Source organism: Burkholderia sp. YHN3-13, from assembly GCF_055810675.1.
Map to the genome: position 1 here is coordinate 913594 of NZ_JBVVNQ010000001.1, position 13936 is coordinate 927529.

Sequence of the window (13936 nt, forward strand, 5' to 3'; positions counted from 1 at the left end):
GTCAATGACCTTCCGGATGCGTTTGCGTCGCGGGCGCCGGTGGCGCCGCGGGAGTGGAGACCGGCTGCGCGGCAGCGTCGGCCCTGGGCGTGGTTTCGGGTGCCGGTTCGGCGGCATTCGCCGCGCGCGGCGCAGCGCCTGACGACGGCAAGCGACCGCCGACGGCCATCTGCAGATCGGTTTCGGCGAGCCAGTAGTCCTTCAGTGCATCGATGTAGCCGTTGACCGCGCCGACCTGCTCGCGCGCGTCGGCCAGCAGCTCGAACACGCTCGCGAGCATCCCGTTGTAGCGCAGCAGCAGTTCGTCGGAGATCGTCTTGCGCAGCGGCACGACTTCGTCGCGATAGTGGGTCGCGACGTCGTAGCTCGTCACGTACGCCGCGTACGATTCGCGCACTTCGGAGCGCGCGTCGATCGCCGTTTTCGCGAGCCGGTTCGCCGACTGCATGTAGAGGGCCTCGGCGCGCGCGACTTTCGCGCCGCCCCAGTCGAACAGCGGAATCTCGACGCTGATCTCGTAGCCGTGCTCGTGGCCCTTGCCGGTTTCGTAGTTGTTCACGTAGCCGAGATCGACCGCGTTGACGAAGCGTGTCGCCTTGCTCAGGCCGAGCGACGACGCGACGCCCTGCGTCTGCAGCTTCGCGGCCTGGATGTCGAAGCGGTTGCTCATCGCGAAGCGTTCGAGATCGGGCAGGTTCGGGCGCGCTTTCGGCAGGTCGGGCAAGCGCTCGGGCAGCGCGTACCGCGTGCGCTCGCCCCACAGCCCCATCGCGCGCGTGAGCTTCTCGCGTGCGGCCAGCGCCTGCTGGCGCGCCTTCGCGTGCAGCGCGACCGCGTCCGCCTGGAACGCCTGTTCGCGCGCGTAATCGAGGCGGCTGAAGTTGCCGGCCTGCCGCATGCGTTGCGCCAGTTCGGCGGCCGCGCTCGCGGCGTCGCGCACCTGCTGCGCATAGTTCGCGGCCTGCCCGGCGGCGACGGCTTCCACGTAGGCGCGGCGCGCGTCGGCCGCCACCTTCAGCATCGCATCGGCCGTTTCGAGCCTGGTCTGCTCGAAGCGGCGGCGTTCGATGTTCGTCGCGAGCGGCATCGTCAGCAGTGCGAAAACGTTCGCCGACAACGTGCGACCGAGCGTCAGTTCGCCGTCGCCGGCGCGCGTGCGGCTGAATGCGAAGCGCGGGTTCGGCAACCGGCCGGCCTGCACGAGGTCGGCCTCCGACAGTCCGAGTTCGGCGTACGACGCCTGCAGGCCGCGGTTGTTCAGCAGCGCGACCTGCACCGCATCGTCCATCGACAGCGGCCTGGCCAGCAGTTCCTGCGTCCGCCTGTCGACGGCCTCGCGGTCGGCATCGGTCCTGACGACCACCGCGTCTTTCCCGATGCGTTCCGATGCGGCGGACGACACGGCGTCGAAACCGCCGTCCTTCGAAAACGTCGTACAGCCCGCAAGGAACGCCAGCGCGACCGCGGCCGCACCGATCCTCGGCGATATCGCCAGGTTCGTCATCGCGCGGCCCCTCCGTGCGTCGCATGCGCGCCGCCGTTGCGCGCCGCATTGCCGGGCTTCGCGGGCCGCTCCGTCACATTCCGGTTCAGTTGTTTCCAGCCGGGGCCTTCGTCGTCGCGATACGGCCGGTAGCCGTCGAACGCGGACGTCACGGTGACGTCAGGCACCGGCGCGGCGGCGTCCGCCGGATCGGGCAACGGGGTTTGCGCAGGCGCGAGCGACGGCATGAAGGCCGCCGCGCTCAACAGCGCCGCAGTGATCAGTCGCATGAAAATATCTCGTCGTGAGTCGTCCGGCGGACCGGGTGCGGCCGCCAGCGTGAATTGCAGGTCGCGGCCTGTCGGCCACGGGCGGGGACTAGACGGGTATCGCGCGAGGCGGCCGGTCGATGCCGCCGGTCAGGAACGACACGCCGCCGGCCGATGGGGGAGGCGCGGCGATCGCGACGCCGACGCTCGTGACGGCGGGCATCGCCCCGGCACCCGACATGCCCGTGCCGAAGCAGCACGACACGCACGCGGAACACGACGACGCATGCCGCGCGTGACCGTCATGATCGTGACGGCCCTCCTGCGCGTGCGGGGCCGCCTCCGCCGGCATGACGGCTGCGCCCGCGCACTGCATCGACACAGCCGCGAACGACTGGATCGGCAGGCTCAGCGCCAGCAGCACGACGACGAGGAATTTGCGCCAGTACGACATGGATGCGGAATCGGGCAGGCAACGACCGGTTGGGCCGGCGCGGCGCCGCGACGGCGCGCTCCGGGGACAAGACGGCTGCAGGTTATCGCCGCCGCGGTGACGACGACATGGCCGAAACATGACCGGATTTTCATGAAACGCGGGTGACGCGGCGCCTGGGCGATGCATGACAATCCCGTCATCCGGCGGTCATCGTTCGCGCACGCGCGGCACCTTAAGCTCAGGCGTTACACTGACCGGCTGGAAATACGGACAGCCTGCCCCACCATGCGGATACTGATAGTCGAAGACGAACCCAAGATGGCGTCGTACCTCCGCAAGGGGCTGATGGAGGCGAGCTACACGGTCGACATCGCGGAAAACGGCCAGGACGGGCTGTTCCTCGCGCTGCACGAGGATTTCGACCTCGTCGTGCTCGACGTGATGCTGCCGGCGCTGGACGGCTTCGAGGTGCTCAGGCGGCTGCGTGCGCAGAAGCAGACGCCCGTGCTGCTGCTCACGGCCCGCGACGCGATCGAGGACAAGGTGGCCGGGCTCGAACTCGGCGCCGACGACTACCTGCTCAAGCCGTTCGCGTACGCCGAATTCCTCGCGCGCATCCGCTCGCTGCTGCGCCGCGCGCCGCGCAACGCGCGCGACATCCTGCTCGTTGCCGATCTCGAGATCGACCTGCTCAAGCGCCGCGTGCGGCGCGCCGACACCCGCATCGACCTGACCGCGCAGGAATTCGCGCTGTTGCAACTGCTCGCCGAACGCGAAGGCGAAGTGCTGACCCGTACGTTCATCACGTCGCAGATCTGGGACATGAATTTCGACAGCGACACGAACGTCGTCGACGCGGCAATCAAGCGGCTGCGCGCGAAGATCGACAACGCATATGAGAAGAAGCTGATCCACACGATCCGTGGCATGGGTTACGTGCTCGAGGATCGCTCGTGAGCGCGAGCCCGGCTTCGTATTCGCTGCTGCGGCGCCTGACGCTCGCGTTCGCCGTCGTCGCCGCGCTCGTATTCGCGCTGACCGGCGCATACCTGTACCGCTCGCTGTCCGCCGAACTCACGCGGCGCGACGACATCGAGATCTCCGGCAAGCTCAACCAGTTCCTGCAGCTCGCGCACGCGAGCGGATCGACAGCCGCGCTGCGCGCCGATCCGGCCGTGTTCCATGAAGTGCTGCTGTCGCACCCGGGGGTCTATCTCGGCATCTACGATGCGCAGGACCGCCCGCTCGTCGAGCACTCCGACGCGGCCGGCAACACGCTGGCGTCGGTGATCACGGCACCGCATCCAGCCGGTGGCGCCGCCGGGCCGTTCTCCTGCTCGCCATCGGGCATCGGCACGTCCCGCTGCGTGTATGCGCGTGCAACGCTGCCGTCCGGCGAAGCGATCCGGGTCGCGCTCGCACGCACGGCGACCGATCGCCAGTCGCTGCTCGAAAGCTATCGCGTCGACATCTGGCTCGCGGCGGCCGTCGGCGCGCTGCTGGTCGGCGCACTCGGCTACGCGGTCGCATCGCGCGGCCTGCGCCCGGTCGAGAGCCTCGGCCGGCAGACGTCGCGCATCGAGGCGCACAACCTGAACGCGCGCCTCGATGCGCGCGGCGGCCCCGTCGAGCTGCGCGAACTCGCGACGTCGGTCAACCGGATGCTCGACCGCCTCGAACGCGCGTTCGTGCGGCTGTCGCAGTTCTCGTCCGATCTCGCGCACGACATGCGCACGCCGCTCGCGAACGTGATCAGCTCGTCGCAGGTCACGTTGTCGCGTGCCCGCACGACCGAGGAATACGAAACGCTGATCGATTCGAACATCGAGGAATGCGAGCGGCTGCAGCGGATGATCGAGAACATGCTGTTTCTCGCGCGCACCGACAATGCGCGTCAGCACCTGAAAACCGCCGAGCTGGACGCCGGCGGCGAGTTGCGCCGGCTCGCGTCGTATTTCCAGGCGCTGGCCGACGAAGCCGGCGTGCGCATCGACGTGCGCGGCGAAGCACCGGTCGTCGCGGACGCGACGCTGTTCCGGCGCGCGGTGAGCAACCTCGCATCGAATGCGCTCGAACACGCGCAAGTCGCGTCGGCGATCGAACTGGCCGTTTCGGTGCAAGGGAATGATGCGGTCGTCGAGGTCACGAATCGCGGCGCCGCGATTCCGCCCGAACAGGTCGAACGGATCTTCGAGCGCTTCTACCGCATCGATTCGTCGCGGCACGGCGCGGCGCGCAACGCGGGGCTCGGGCTCGCGATCGTGAAGTCGATCATGGAATTGCATCGCGGCAAGGTGGAGGTCGCGAGCCGCGACGGGCGCACAACGTTCGCGCTTTATTTTCCGCGCGGCACGGACGAGTAATCCGCCCGCCCGCTCACGCGTCCGTTCCGCGCCGCAGCTTCGCCTCGCGGCGCGACCGGTCATTCAGTATCTGGTGCCGGCGGTGATCGGTCATCTTCTTCCAGTCGCGCGCCTCGTCGCGCGTGCGCAGGCAGCCGGCACAAAAGCCCGTCCGGCCGTCGAACGCGCACAGGTCGATACACGGCGATTTCACGGCCACGATCAGGCCGCCTTCGCACGCGTCGTTACTTCGACGGTCACGTGGGACACGCCGTCGAAGCGCGCGACGAGTGCATGGTAGAAACGCGCATCGCGCGCGGTATCGCCGGTTTCGACCGACACGATCGCGCTCATGTGCCCCGGGCCCACGCGCCACACATGGAGATCGTTGACCTTGTCGCCAAGCGCCTCGATCGCGCGGCGGACGTTGTCCGTCAGCTTGCGATCGACGTTGACGTCGAGCAGGATGCCGCCCGTGTCGCGCATCAGCCCGTAGGCCCAGTTGGCGATCACCAGCGCGCCGACGATCCCCGCGAGCGGATCCATCCAGACCCAGCCGAACGCCCGCGCGAGCAGCAGGCCGACGATGGCCAGCACCGACACGGCCGCGTCGGCGATCACGTGAACGTAGGCGGACCGGATGTTGTGGTCGCGATGCGCCGCCGCGAGCGAGCCGTGGTCGTGATGCGCGTCGTCATGGTCGTGATCGTGGACATGCGCATGACCATGCCCGTGATGATGATCGCCGCTCAGCAGCCACACGCTGGCGAGATTCACCGCGAGCCCGAGCACCGCGATCGGAATCGCTTCGCCGAAATGGATGGGCACCGGAGACAGAAGGCGCGCGATCGCCTCGTAGCCGATCAGCAGCGCGATCATCGCGAGCACGATCGCGCTCGTGAACCCGGCCAGATCGCCGAGCTTGCCGGTGCCGAACACGAAGCGCGGATCGTCCGCATGCCTGCGTGCGTAGGTGTAGGCCAGCGCCGCGATCAGCATCGCGCCCGCATGCGTCGACATGTGCAGCCCGTCGGCGACCAGGGCCAGCGAACCGAACAGCGTGCCGCCGACGATTTCGGCGATCATCATCGCCGTGCACAGGCCGATGACCATCCAGGTCTTCCGCTCGTTCCGCGCGTGCGCGGCGCCGAGAAACGCATGGCTGTGCCAGCCGTCGGCGGCACTCCCCTCGAGTTTGCTCATGTTCCGATCCGGTTACTTGAAATAACTGTGGACGACGTCGATGAGCTGCTCGGTCGCGCTGCCTTCATGCGCGTCCGGCGTGTCCGCGTCGACGAGATGCGACCGGATGTGGTCTTCCAGCACGACGGCCAGCAGGCCGTTCATCGCGCCGCGGCAGCTCGTGATCTGCTGCAGCACATCGTTGCAGCCGCGCTCGTCCTCGAGCGCGCGCTCGATCGCCTCGACCTGACCCTTGATACGGCGCACGCGGTTCAGCAGCTTCTGTTTGTCGCGAACGGTATGACTCATCGATGGCTCCTGTATAGGGTAGGGGAGTATATCTCCACGACGGTTTCCCCATAGGGTGGAGGGAGACATTTTTTTCGAGATGAAGGCTTGTCGAAAGCAACCCGCTCGGCTAGACTGCCCTTCGTCTTTGGGGAGTAGCCTGCTTTCCGTCCCCGGAAAGCGAACGCGTCAACACACTCGGCCTGCGGCCGTGGCGCGTTCGGCCTGATCGGCTTGGCGAGACCATGGGCGCGTCGCGTCGTTCCTGGTCGGACGGCGGCGGATGCGCCATGGTTCGTCAGCGTCCGACCACGGAGTCCCCATGTTCCTCCCCGCTCTCTCCCCATACGCCACCGTTGCCCGCGGAGGTGCCGCATGACGTTCATGTTCCTCGAACTGGCGTTCATGCTGATCGTCATCCTCGTCGCGGCCGAAGTCTTCACCAATGCGCTCGAACATCTCGGCGAACGCCTGAAGATTTCCGAAGGCGTGACCGGTTCGCTGTTCGCGGCCGTCGGCACGGCGCTGCCCGAAACGATGGTGCCGCTGCTCGCGCTGGCCGGCGGCACCGCGAACCAGGCCGTGAACGAGGAAATCGGCGTCGGCGCGATCCTCGGCGCGCCGCTGATGCTCGCGACGCTCACCACGTTCCTGATGACGCTCGCCGTGATCCGCTCGCGCGGGTTGCGCGGCACGATCGCGCCGGAACGCACGGGCTTCGTGCGCGACATGAACTACTTCCTCGCCGCGTTTTCGCTGGCGACCGCCGCGATGTTCGTCCCGCATCACAACTGGGCCGTGCGCGCGCTGCTCGCCGCGATGCTCGTCGGCCTCTACGTGATGTACGTCGTGATGACGTTCCGCGCGTCGACCCGGCTCGTCGATGCCGGGCACGGCACCGAGGCGCCGCATCCGATGTTCCTGTCGCGCGCGGGCCTGCCGACCAACCTCGCGACGATCGCGCTGCAACTGCTGATCGGCGTCGCGCTGCTGGTCGGCGGGGCGAAGGGCTTCATTCACGGCGTGGAAGGCGTGTCGCATGCGCTCGGCATCTCGGCGCTGCTGCTGTCGCTGATCATCGTGCCGATCGCGACGGAGCTGCCGGAGAAGGTCAACAGCGTGCTGTGGATCCGCCGCAGGAAGGACACGCTCGCGTTCGGCAACATTACCGGCGCGATGGTGTTCCAGGGCACGCTGCTGCCGGCGATCGGCATCATGCTGACGCCGTGGGAGCCGCGCCCCGAAGTGCTGACCGGCGTGATCATCACGCTCGCGGCGGCCGCGTGGCTGCGCGTCAACGCGCGGACGCGCGGGCTCGCGATCTGGGCACTGCTCGCGAACGGCGCGGGGTATGCGGGTTATCTGGTCCTGACGCTGACACGCTGAATGCGCCGATGCGTGGACCGGGCGCGCCGACCGACGGACACGTCGGCGCGGCGCGCTTCACTGCGCAGATGCGGGCGACCGCCGCACCTGCCGACGACGGTCAGGAACCCTTGACGAGCTTGACGATCGTCAGCGTGCCGTCGACCTTCTCGATCCGCACCTTGACCTTGTCGCCCGCCTGCGCGTGCGCGAGCATCGCCGCATCCTTCGCCTTGAACGCCATCGTCATCGCCGGCATCCCGACGTTGTCGAGGGCGCCGTGCTTTAGCGTGATCCTGCCGCTCGCGGCATCGACCTTCTTCACCTCGGCGTCGGTCAGCGCGGCATGCGAATCGGCCGCGCCGTCCGGCGCCATCTTCATGCCGGCCATGTCCATGCCAGACATCTCGCCGGCGGCAAACGCCGGCACGGCGGCAGCGCCGAGCGCGACAACGGCGGTTGCGGCGGCGATCAATTGATTCATCTTCATCGTGATTCTCCGGTTGGGATGGGTGGCACGTTCGTGCCGGAAGGAACTGCATCGGAATGCCGCGCCCGGCCCGCGCCGTACGCACGACGGCGCTGAAGCAGGAGCCACGCGGCGGGAATGACGAACATCGACAGCAGCGGCGCCGTGACCATGCCGCCGACCATCGGCGCGGCGATGCGCTGCATGACTTCGGAGCCGGCGCCATGGCCGACCATGATCGGCACGAGACCGGCGAGCACGACGGCAACCGTCATCGCCTTCGGCCGCACACGCAGCACCGCGCCCTCGCGGATCGCGTCGAGCAGCAGCGCATCGGTCAGCGGTTCGCCGCCGTCGAGCCGGCGCTGCAGCGCGCCTTTCAGGTACAGCAGCATCACGACGCCGAATTCGGCGGCCACGCCGGCCAGCGCGATGAAGCCCACCGACGTCGCGACCGACACCGCATGACCGAGCGCCCACACGAGCCAGAAGCCGCCGACCAGCGCGAACGGCACCGTCGACATCAGCAGCAGCGCATCGGCCACCGAGTCGAACGTGAGGAGCAGCAGCACGAAGATCACGACGAGCGTGACGGGCACCACGGTACGCAGCGTCGCCGCCGCGCGTTCGAGATACTCGAACTGGCCCGACCACGCGATCGAATAGCCGGGCGGCAACGCGACCTGTTGCGCGACGGCCCGCTGCATCGCGCGGACGGCCGTGCTCAGGTCGACGCCGCGCAGATCGACGTACACGTAGCCGGACAGCCGCGCGTTCTCGCTGCGGATCATCGGCGGCCCGTCGGCGATGCCGATGCGCGCGACATCGCCGAGGCGGATCTGCGCGCCGCGCGCGGTGACGACCGGCAGTTGCCGCAGGTTCTCGAGCGAATCGCGGATCTCGCGCGGATAGCGGAGGTTGATCGGGAAACGCTCGCGCCCCGCGACCACTTCGCCGACATCGTCGCCGCCGACCGCCGACGACACGACCGACTGGATGTCGGCCACCGACAATCCGTAGCGCGCGGCCGCGAGCCGGTCGATATCGACGTCGATGTAGCGGCCGCCGTTCAGCCGTTCCGCGAGCGCGGACGTCACGCCGGGCACGCGCTTCACGGCCGCCTCGACCTGCGTCGCGATCGCGTCGATGCCTGCCAGGTCCGGCCCGGAAATCTTCACACCGACCGGCGTCTTGATCCCGGTGGACAACATGTCGAGCCGGTTGCGGATCGGCGGCACCCACACGTTCGACAAGCCCGGCACCTTCACCGTCCGGTCGAGTTCGTCGACGAGTTTCTCCGGCGTCATGCCGGACCGCCATGTGCTGCGCGGCTTGAAGCGGATCGTCGTCTCGAACATCTCGAGCGGCGCGGGATCGGTGGCCGAATCGGCCCGGCCCGACTTGCCGAACACCGTGTCGACCTCGGGCACGGTCTTGATCAGCCGGTCGGTCTGCTGCAACAGTTCGCCCGCCTTGTCGGCCGAGATGCCCGGCAGCGCGGTCGGCATGTACAGCAGGTCGCCTTCGTCGAGCGGCGGCATGAATTCGCCGCCGAGCCGCGACAACGGCACGGCCGTCAGCACGAGCGCGACAACCGCGATACCGATCGCGAACCACGGGCGCCGCAGCGTCGCCTCGAGCAGCGGCCGGTACAGGCGGATCAGCACGCGGTTGATCGGGTTCGCGTGCTCGTGCGGAATGCGGCCGCGCACGAGATAGCCCATCAGCACGGGCACCAGCGTCACCGACAATCCGGCGGCTGCGGCGATCGTGTAGGTCTTCGTGAACGCCAGCGGCGCGAACAGCTTGCCCTCCTGCCCTTCCAGCGAAAACACGGGAACGAACGACAGCGTGATGATCAGCAGCGAGAAAAACAGCGCGGGCCCGACTTCCGCGGCCGACGCCGCGACCAGCTCCCAGCGGCGCGCGGCGGTCGGCGGCTCGCCCGGATGCGCGTGGTCGTACGCTTCCAGATGCTTGTGCGCGTTCTCGATCATCACGATCGCCGCGTCGATCATCGCGCCGATCGCGATCGCGATCCCGCCGAGCGACATCAGGTTCGCATTCACGCCCTGGTAACGCATCACGATGAACGCGGCCAGTACGCCGAGCGGCAGCGACAGGATCGCGACGAACGCGCTGCGCAGATGGAACAGGAACACCGCGCAGACGATCCCGACGATGACGAATTCCTCGATCAGCTTGTCCTTCAGGTTGCCGACCGCGCGCTCGATCAGTTGCGATCGATCGTAGGTCGTGACGATGTCGACGCCGGGCGGCAACGAACGCTTCAGGCCGCCGAGCTTCGCCTTCACCGCGTCGATCGTCGTCAGGGCGTTCTTGCCCGAGCGCATCACGACGACGCCGCCCGCCACTTCGCCCTGCCCGTTCAACTCGGCGATCCCGCGCCGCATCGCCGGGCCGACCTGGATGTGCGCGACGTCGCCGAGCAGCACCGGCGTGCCCGCGTCGTCGGTACGCAGCACGACGCGGCGGAAGTCGTCGAGCGTGCGCAGGTAGCCGGACGAACGCACCATGTACTCCGACTCGGCCAGCTCGACGACCGAGCCGCCGGATGCCTGGTTGGCCTTGCCGAGCGCATCCGCGACCGCCGCCTGCGTGATGCCGTAGGCACGCAACTTGTCGGGATCGAGGACGACCTGGTACTGGCGCACCATGCCGCCGATGCTCGCGACTTCCGAGACGTCCGGCACGGCCTTCAGCTCGAACTTCAGGAACCAGTCGTTGAGCGCGCGCAGTTGCCCGAGATCGTGACGGCCGGTGCGATCGACGAGCGCGTACTCGTACACCCAGCCGACGCCGGTCGCATCCGGCCCGAGCGACACGGTCGCGCCGGCCGGCAGGCGGCTTTGCACCTGGCTCAGGTATTCGAGCACGCGCGAGCGCGCCCAGTACGGATCGGTGCGGTCGTCGAACAGCACGTAGACGAACGCATCGCCGAACGACGAGTACGCGCGCACGGTCGTCGCGCCCGGCACGCCGAGCAGCGTCGTCGTCAGCGGATAGGTGACCTGATCCTCGACGACCTGCGGCGCCTTGCCCGGATACGACGCCTTCACGATCACCTGCGTGTCCGACAGGTCGGGCAACGCATCGAGCGGCGTCTGCCGCAGCGAATGAACACCCCACGCGGCGATCAGCACGGTGGCCAGCAGCACCAGGAAGCGATTCCGGACGGACCAGAGAATGACGCGCGCGATCATCGTTCGCCTCCCTGCGGCTCGACCTTCGTTAGCCGGTAGCCGTCGTCGGTCTGCATGAACGCGAACCGCGCGGTCTGACCCGGCTTCACGTCGGGAAACGCCCGGGCCGACGGCTTGCCGAACGCCATCGTCATCGCGCCCCAGCCGAGCGCCGGCACCGGTTGATGCGAGAACGTGATGTCGTCGGCCGTCACCTTCTCGACCTTGCCGGTCGTTTCGTAGACCGGCGCGGTCGCCGCAGCGGACGATGCGGCCGTACCTGCCTCCGACGCGCGTTCGAGCCGCGGCAGCACGCTTTTCAGGCTGGCTTCCGAATCGATCAGGAACTGGCCCGACGCGACGACCGTGTCGCCTTCGTGCAACCCGTCGAGCACTTCCGTGTTGCCGCCGACGTCGTTGCCGGTCGTGACCGATACCGGCTGAAGGCGGCCGTCGCCGTTCTTCACGATGACGATCGTGCGCTTGCCGGTCGCGATCACGGCCTCGGACGGCACGAGCAGGCGCGACACCGTATCCTTCGCGGCTACGCGCACGCGCATCAGCATGCCGGGTGTGAGCTTCAGCGACGCGTTGTCGATCTCCACGCGCGCCTGCAGCGTACGGCTGCCCGTGCCGATGCCGGGCAGCACTTCGCGGATGCGGCCACTGACGTGCCGCGCCGCATCGCCCGCGAACGTCGCGTCGACCGACATCCCCGGCTGCACGGTCAGCGCGAGCGCTTCCGGCACCTCGACGATCAGCCACAGCGTCGACAGCCCCGCGATCTTCGCGAGCGTCTGACCGGGTGCCACCATCGCGCCGTCGCGCACGTTCAGCTCGCTCACGACACCCGTTTCCGGCGCCGTGAGCACGACATGCGTCTGCGCACGGCCGGTGCGCTCGAGGGCCGCGACCATCCCGTCCGGAATCGACAGCGCCCGCATGCGTGCGCGCGCCGCATCGAGCAGGCTGCCGTCCATCCCGCCGCGCTTCAGCGCGAGATATTCCTCCTGCGGCGCGAGCCAGTCGGGCACGAACAGCGATGCGACCGGCGCGCCCCGCTCGATGCGCTGCATCGGCGCACGCGCGTACAGGCGATCGATATAGCCGGTGACGCGCGACTGCACGACGTCCGCGCGCGATTCGTCGAACTGCGTCGTGCCCACCGCGTCGAAGCCGGCGGCCGTCTGCTGGCGCCGCACGGTCGCATACCGGATGCCGAGGTTCTGCTGCAGGCCCGGATCGATCCGAATGCCCGGTGCGGCGCCCTCTTCGTCCGCATAAACGGGCTGCAACTGCATGTCCATGAAAGGCGATTTGCCCGGTTTGTCGAAATGCTGGTTCGGCACCATCGGGTCGTGCCAGTACAGCACCTTGCGTGCCGCTTGCGGATCCTGCGTGCCGGACGGCGCGGCAGCGGATGAGGCGGCCGTCGCCGCGCCGCCCGCCGCATGGCGAACGCCCGCGAAGTAGCCGGCGCCGCCGAGCGCCGCGCCGGCGAACGTCAGCACCACCGCGCGTGCGAGTGCTTGCTTGTTCATGGTGTTCTCCTTCACTGCGCGGCGGCCAGCGCCGACGGCACGACCTGATATTCGAGCTGCGCCCAGGTCCGCGACACGTCGCGCCTGAGATCGAGCAGCTGCAACTGCGCGTCGAGTTGCGCCCGCCGCGCGGCGAACGTATCGGCGAGCGACCCCGTGCCGGCCCGGTACGCGGCCATCGCGAGCTGCACGCGCTGGTCGGCGGCGGGCAGCAGCGCGGCGCTCAGGTTCGCGATGCGTTCGCGGCCGCTCGCCAGCGCCTCGGATTGCGTACGGATATCGGCCTGCACCTGGCGCAGCGTGTCCTCGTACATCAGGCGCGCCCTCGTCTCGAGGGCGGCCTTCTCGGCGACGTCGCGGTTCTGGCGGTTCTTGCGATTGAGCGGCAGCGGGATCGAGACGCCGACGGACACCATGTTCGAATACGCGCCGCCGCGCTGCTGGTACGCGATCTCCCATGTCCAGTTCGGGCTGCGCTCGCTGTTCGCGACCGCCGTGTCGGCTTCGGCCACCGCGATGTCGTCGGCCGCGGCGACGAGCGCCGGCTGCGACAGGCGCAGCTCGTCCGGCGGCAGCGACGACACGAAGGATTCCGGTGCAGGCGGCGCCCCCGTCACGTCGGCCGCCGGAACGGCCGTCCAGCGGGCCAGCACGACAAGCGCGGTGCGGTATGCCTGCTGCGCCTTGAGCACCTGATCCTGCGTTTGCGCGAGCATCGCGCGCGCCTGCACGACATCGCCGGCACCCGCCTTCGCGCCGCGATACGACGCCTGCGTGGCGTCGAGTTCGTGATTCATGTGGCCGAGCAGCGCCTGCTGAAGCGCGAGCGCCTGCTTCGCGTAGACGGCGTCGAGCCAAGCCGTCGCGGTCTGCTGGCGCACGATGGCGAGCTGCGCGAGATGGCCCGCGCGCTCACGGCCGACCTGCTCGTTGGCAAGTGCCGTGCGCAGCCGCCGCTTGTCGCCGGACACCCACTCCTGCTCGATGCCGATGCGGCGCATCGTCATGAAGTCCTGGCCGACGGTGAAGCGCTGACCACCATTGACTGGCAGGTTGTCGATACCGGCCTTGAGCATCGGGTCGGGCAACTGGTCGGCCTTGACGGCCACTTCGGAACGCGCGAGCACGGAAGCCTGCGCGGCCTGCATCGAAGCGGAATGATCGGTCGCGGACTGCAGCGCGGCGTCGAGCGTGACAGGCGACTGCTGCGCATGAACGGCGCCCGCCGCCAGCAGCGCGACCCACAGTACGGGCGCGCGCCGACACGCACGCCGCGTACGCGGCGTGCTGAAATCGAATGACATGGTGTAACCCCAGGTCGGAACCCAAAAGGATTCCACGTCCTGCGCACAGGACGA

General features: G+C 68.6%; 13 protein-coding genes and 1 riboswitch. Of the genes, 3 read left to right on the forward strand and 10 right to left on the reverse strand.

What is annotated here, in order from left to right:
* Position 1 precedes the first annotated feature (1 nt).
* From AC0KUR_RS04115 to AC0KUR_RS04125, 3 genes are all read right to left on the reverse strand, one after another.
* Positions 2 to 1504 (reverse strand): TolC family protein, encoded by a 1503-nt coding sequence (locus AC0KUR_RS04115; RefSeq protein ID WP_059559874.1) that lies wholly within the window; start codon positions 1502 to 1504, stop codon positions 2 to 4.
* Positions 1501 to 1773: a hypothetical protein gene (locus AC0KUR_RS04120; protein ID WP_473375411.1), complete on the reverse strand. Its 273-nt coding sequence runs from the start codon at positions 1771 to 1773 to the stop codon at positions 1501 to 1503. Before AC0KUR_RS04120 ends, AC0KUR_RS04115 begins: the two co-directional genes overlap by 4 nt.
* An 88-nt stretch (positions 1774 to 1861) precedes the next feature.
* On the reverse strand, positions 1862 to 2206 hold the full coding sequence (locus tag AC0KUR_RS04125; protein WP_473375412.1) for a hypothetical protein: 345 nt from the start codon (positions 2204 to 2206) through the stop codon (positions 1862 to 1864).
* 267 nt (positions 2207 to 2473) lie between these two features.
* Here AC0KUR_RS04125 and AC0KUR_RS04130 point away from each other — a divergent pair, with 267 nt between their 5' ends.
* Entirely contained in the window at positions 2474 to 3145 is a 672-nt protein-coding gene (locus AC0KUR_RS04130; protein ID WP_034188484.1) for a heavy metal response regulator transcription factor, read from the forward strand.
* Positions 3142 to 4551: a heavy metal sensor histidine kinase gene (locus AC0KUR_RS04135; RefSeq protein WP_473375413.1), complete on the forward strand. Its 1410-nt coding sequence runs from the start codon at positions 3142 to 3144 to the stop codon at positions 4549 to 4551. The genes AC0KUR_RS04130 and AC0KUR_RS04135 overlap by 4 nt, the downstream gene beginning before the upstream one ends.
* Positions 4552 to 4564: 13 nt before the next feature.
* On the opposite strand, the gene AC0KUR_RS04140 is transcribed toward AC0KUR_RS04135, so the two are convergent.
* The 3 genes from AC0KUR_RS04140 to AC0KUR_RS04150 are packed head-to-tail and all read right to left on the reverse strand — an operon-like array spanning position 4565 to position 6021.
* The gene (locus tag AC0KUR_RS04140; protein WP_034188486.1) at positions 4565 to 4750 is read right to left on the reverse strand and encodes a DUF1289 domain-containing protein; all 186 of its coding nucleotides are present in this window, start codon (positions 4748 to 4750) and stop codon (positions 4565 to 4567) included.
* 2 nt (positions 4751 to 4752) lie between these two features.
* On the reverse strand, positions 4753 to 5733 hold the full coding sequence (gene dmeF, locus AC0KUR_RS04145; RefSeq protein WP_069704430.1) for a CDF family Co(II)/Ni(II) efflux transporter DmeF: 981 nt from the start codon (positions 5731 to 5733) through the stop codon (positions 4753 to 4755).
* 12 nt (positions 5734 to 5745) lie between these two features.
* Complete coding sequence (locus AC0KUR_RS04150) at positions 5746 to 6021, reverse strand: metal/formaldehyde-sensitive transcriptional repressor (protein ID WP_034188488.1); 276 nt, start codon at positions 6019 to 6021, stop codon at positions 5746 to 5748.
* 117 nt (positions 6022 to 6138) lie between these two features.
* Positions 6139 to 6273: riboswitch (yybP-ykoY riboswitch) on the forward strand.
* 102 nt (positions 6274 to 6375) lie between these two features.
* On the opposite strand from AC0KUR_RS04150, the gene AC0KUR_RS04155 reads away from it, so the two are divergent.
* Positions 6376 to 7386, forward strand: coding sequence for a sodium:calcium antiporter (locus tag AC0KUR_RS04155; RefSeq protein WP_200089345.1), 1011 nt, complete (start codon positions 6376 to 6378; stop codon positions 7384 to 7386).
* Between the two features lie 100 nt (positions 7387 to 7486).
* Here the strand turns inward: AC0KUR_RS04155 and AC0KUR_RS04160 are convergent, their stop codons facing one another.
* The 4 genes from AC0KUR_RS04160 to AC0KUR_RS04175 are packed head-to-tail and all read right to left on the reverse strand — an operon-like array spanning position 7487 to position 13882.
* Positions 7487 to 7855 carry a copper-binding protein gene (locus tag AC0KUR_RS04160; protein WP_473375414.1) on the reverse strand — a complete coding sequence of 123 codons (369 nt, stop codon included), beginning with the start codon at positions 7853 to 7855 and terminating at the stop codon, positions 7487 to 7489.
* Positions 7852 to 11058: an efflux RND transporter permease subunit gene (locus tag AC0KUR_RS04165; protein ID WP_473375415.1), complete on the reverse strand. Its 3207-nt coding sequence runs from the start codon at positions 11056 to 11058 to the stop codon at positions 7852 to 7854. Before AC0KUR_RS04165 ends, AC0KUR_RS04160 begins: the two co-directional genes overlap by 4 nt.
* Positions 11055 to 12578 (reverse strand): efflux RND transporter periplasmic adaptor subunit, encoded by a 1524-nt coding sequence (locus AC0KUR_RS04170; RefSeq protein ID WP_473375416.1) that lies wholly within the window; start codon positions 12576 to 12578, stop codon positions 11055 to 11057. The genes AC0KUR_RS04165 and AC0KUR_RS04170 overlap by 4 nt, the downstream gene beginning before the upstream one ends.
* An 11-nt stretch (positions 12579 to 12589) precedes the next feature.
* Positions 12590 to 13882, reverse strand: coding sequence for a TolC family protein (locus AC0KUR_RS04175; RefSeq protein WP_473375417.1), 1293 nt, complete (start codon positions 13880 to 13882; stop codon positions 12590 to 12592).
* Positions 13883 to 13936 lie beyond the last annotated feature (54 nt).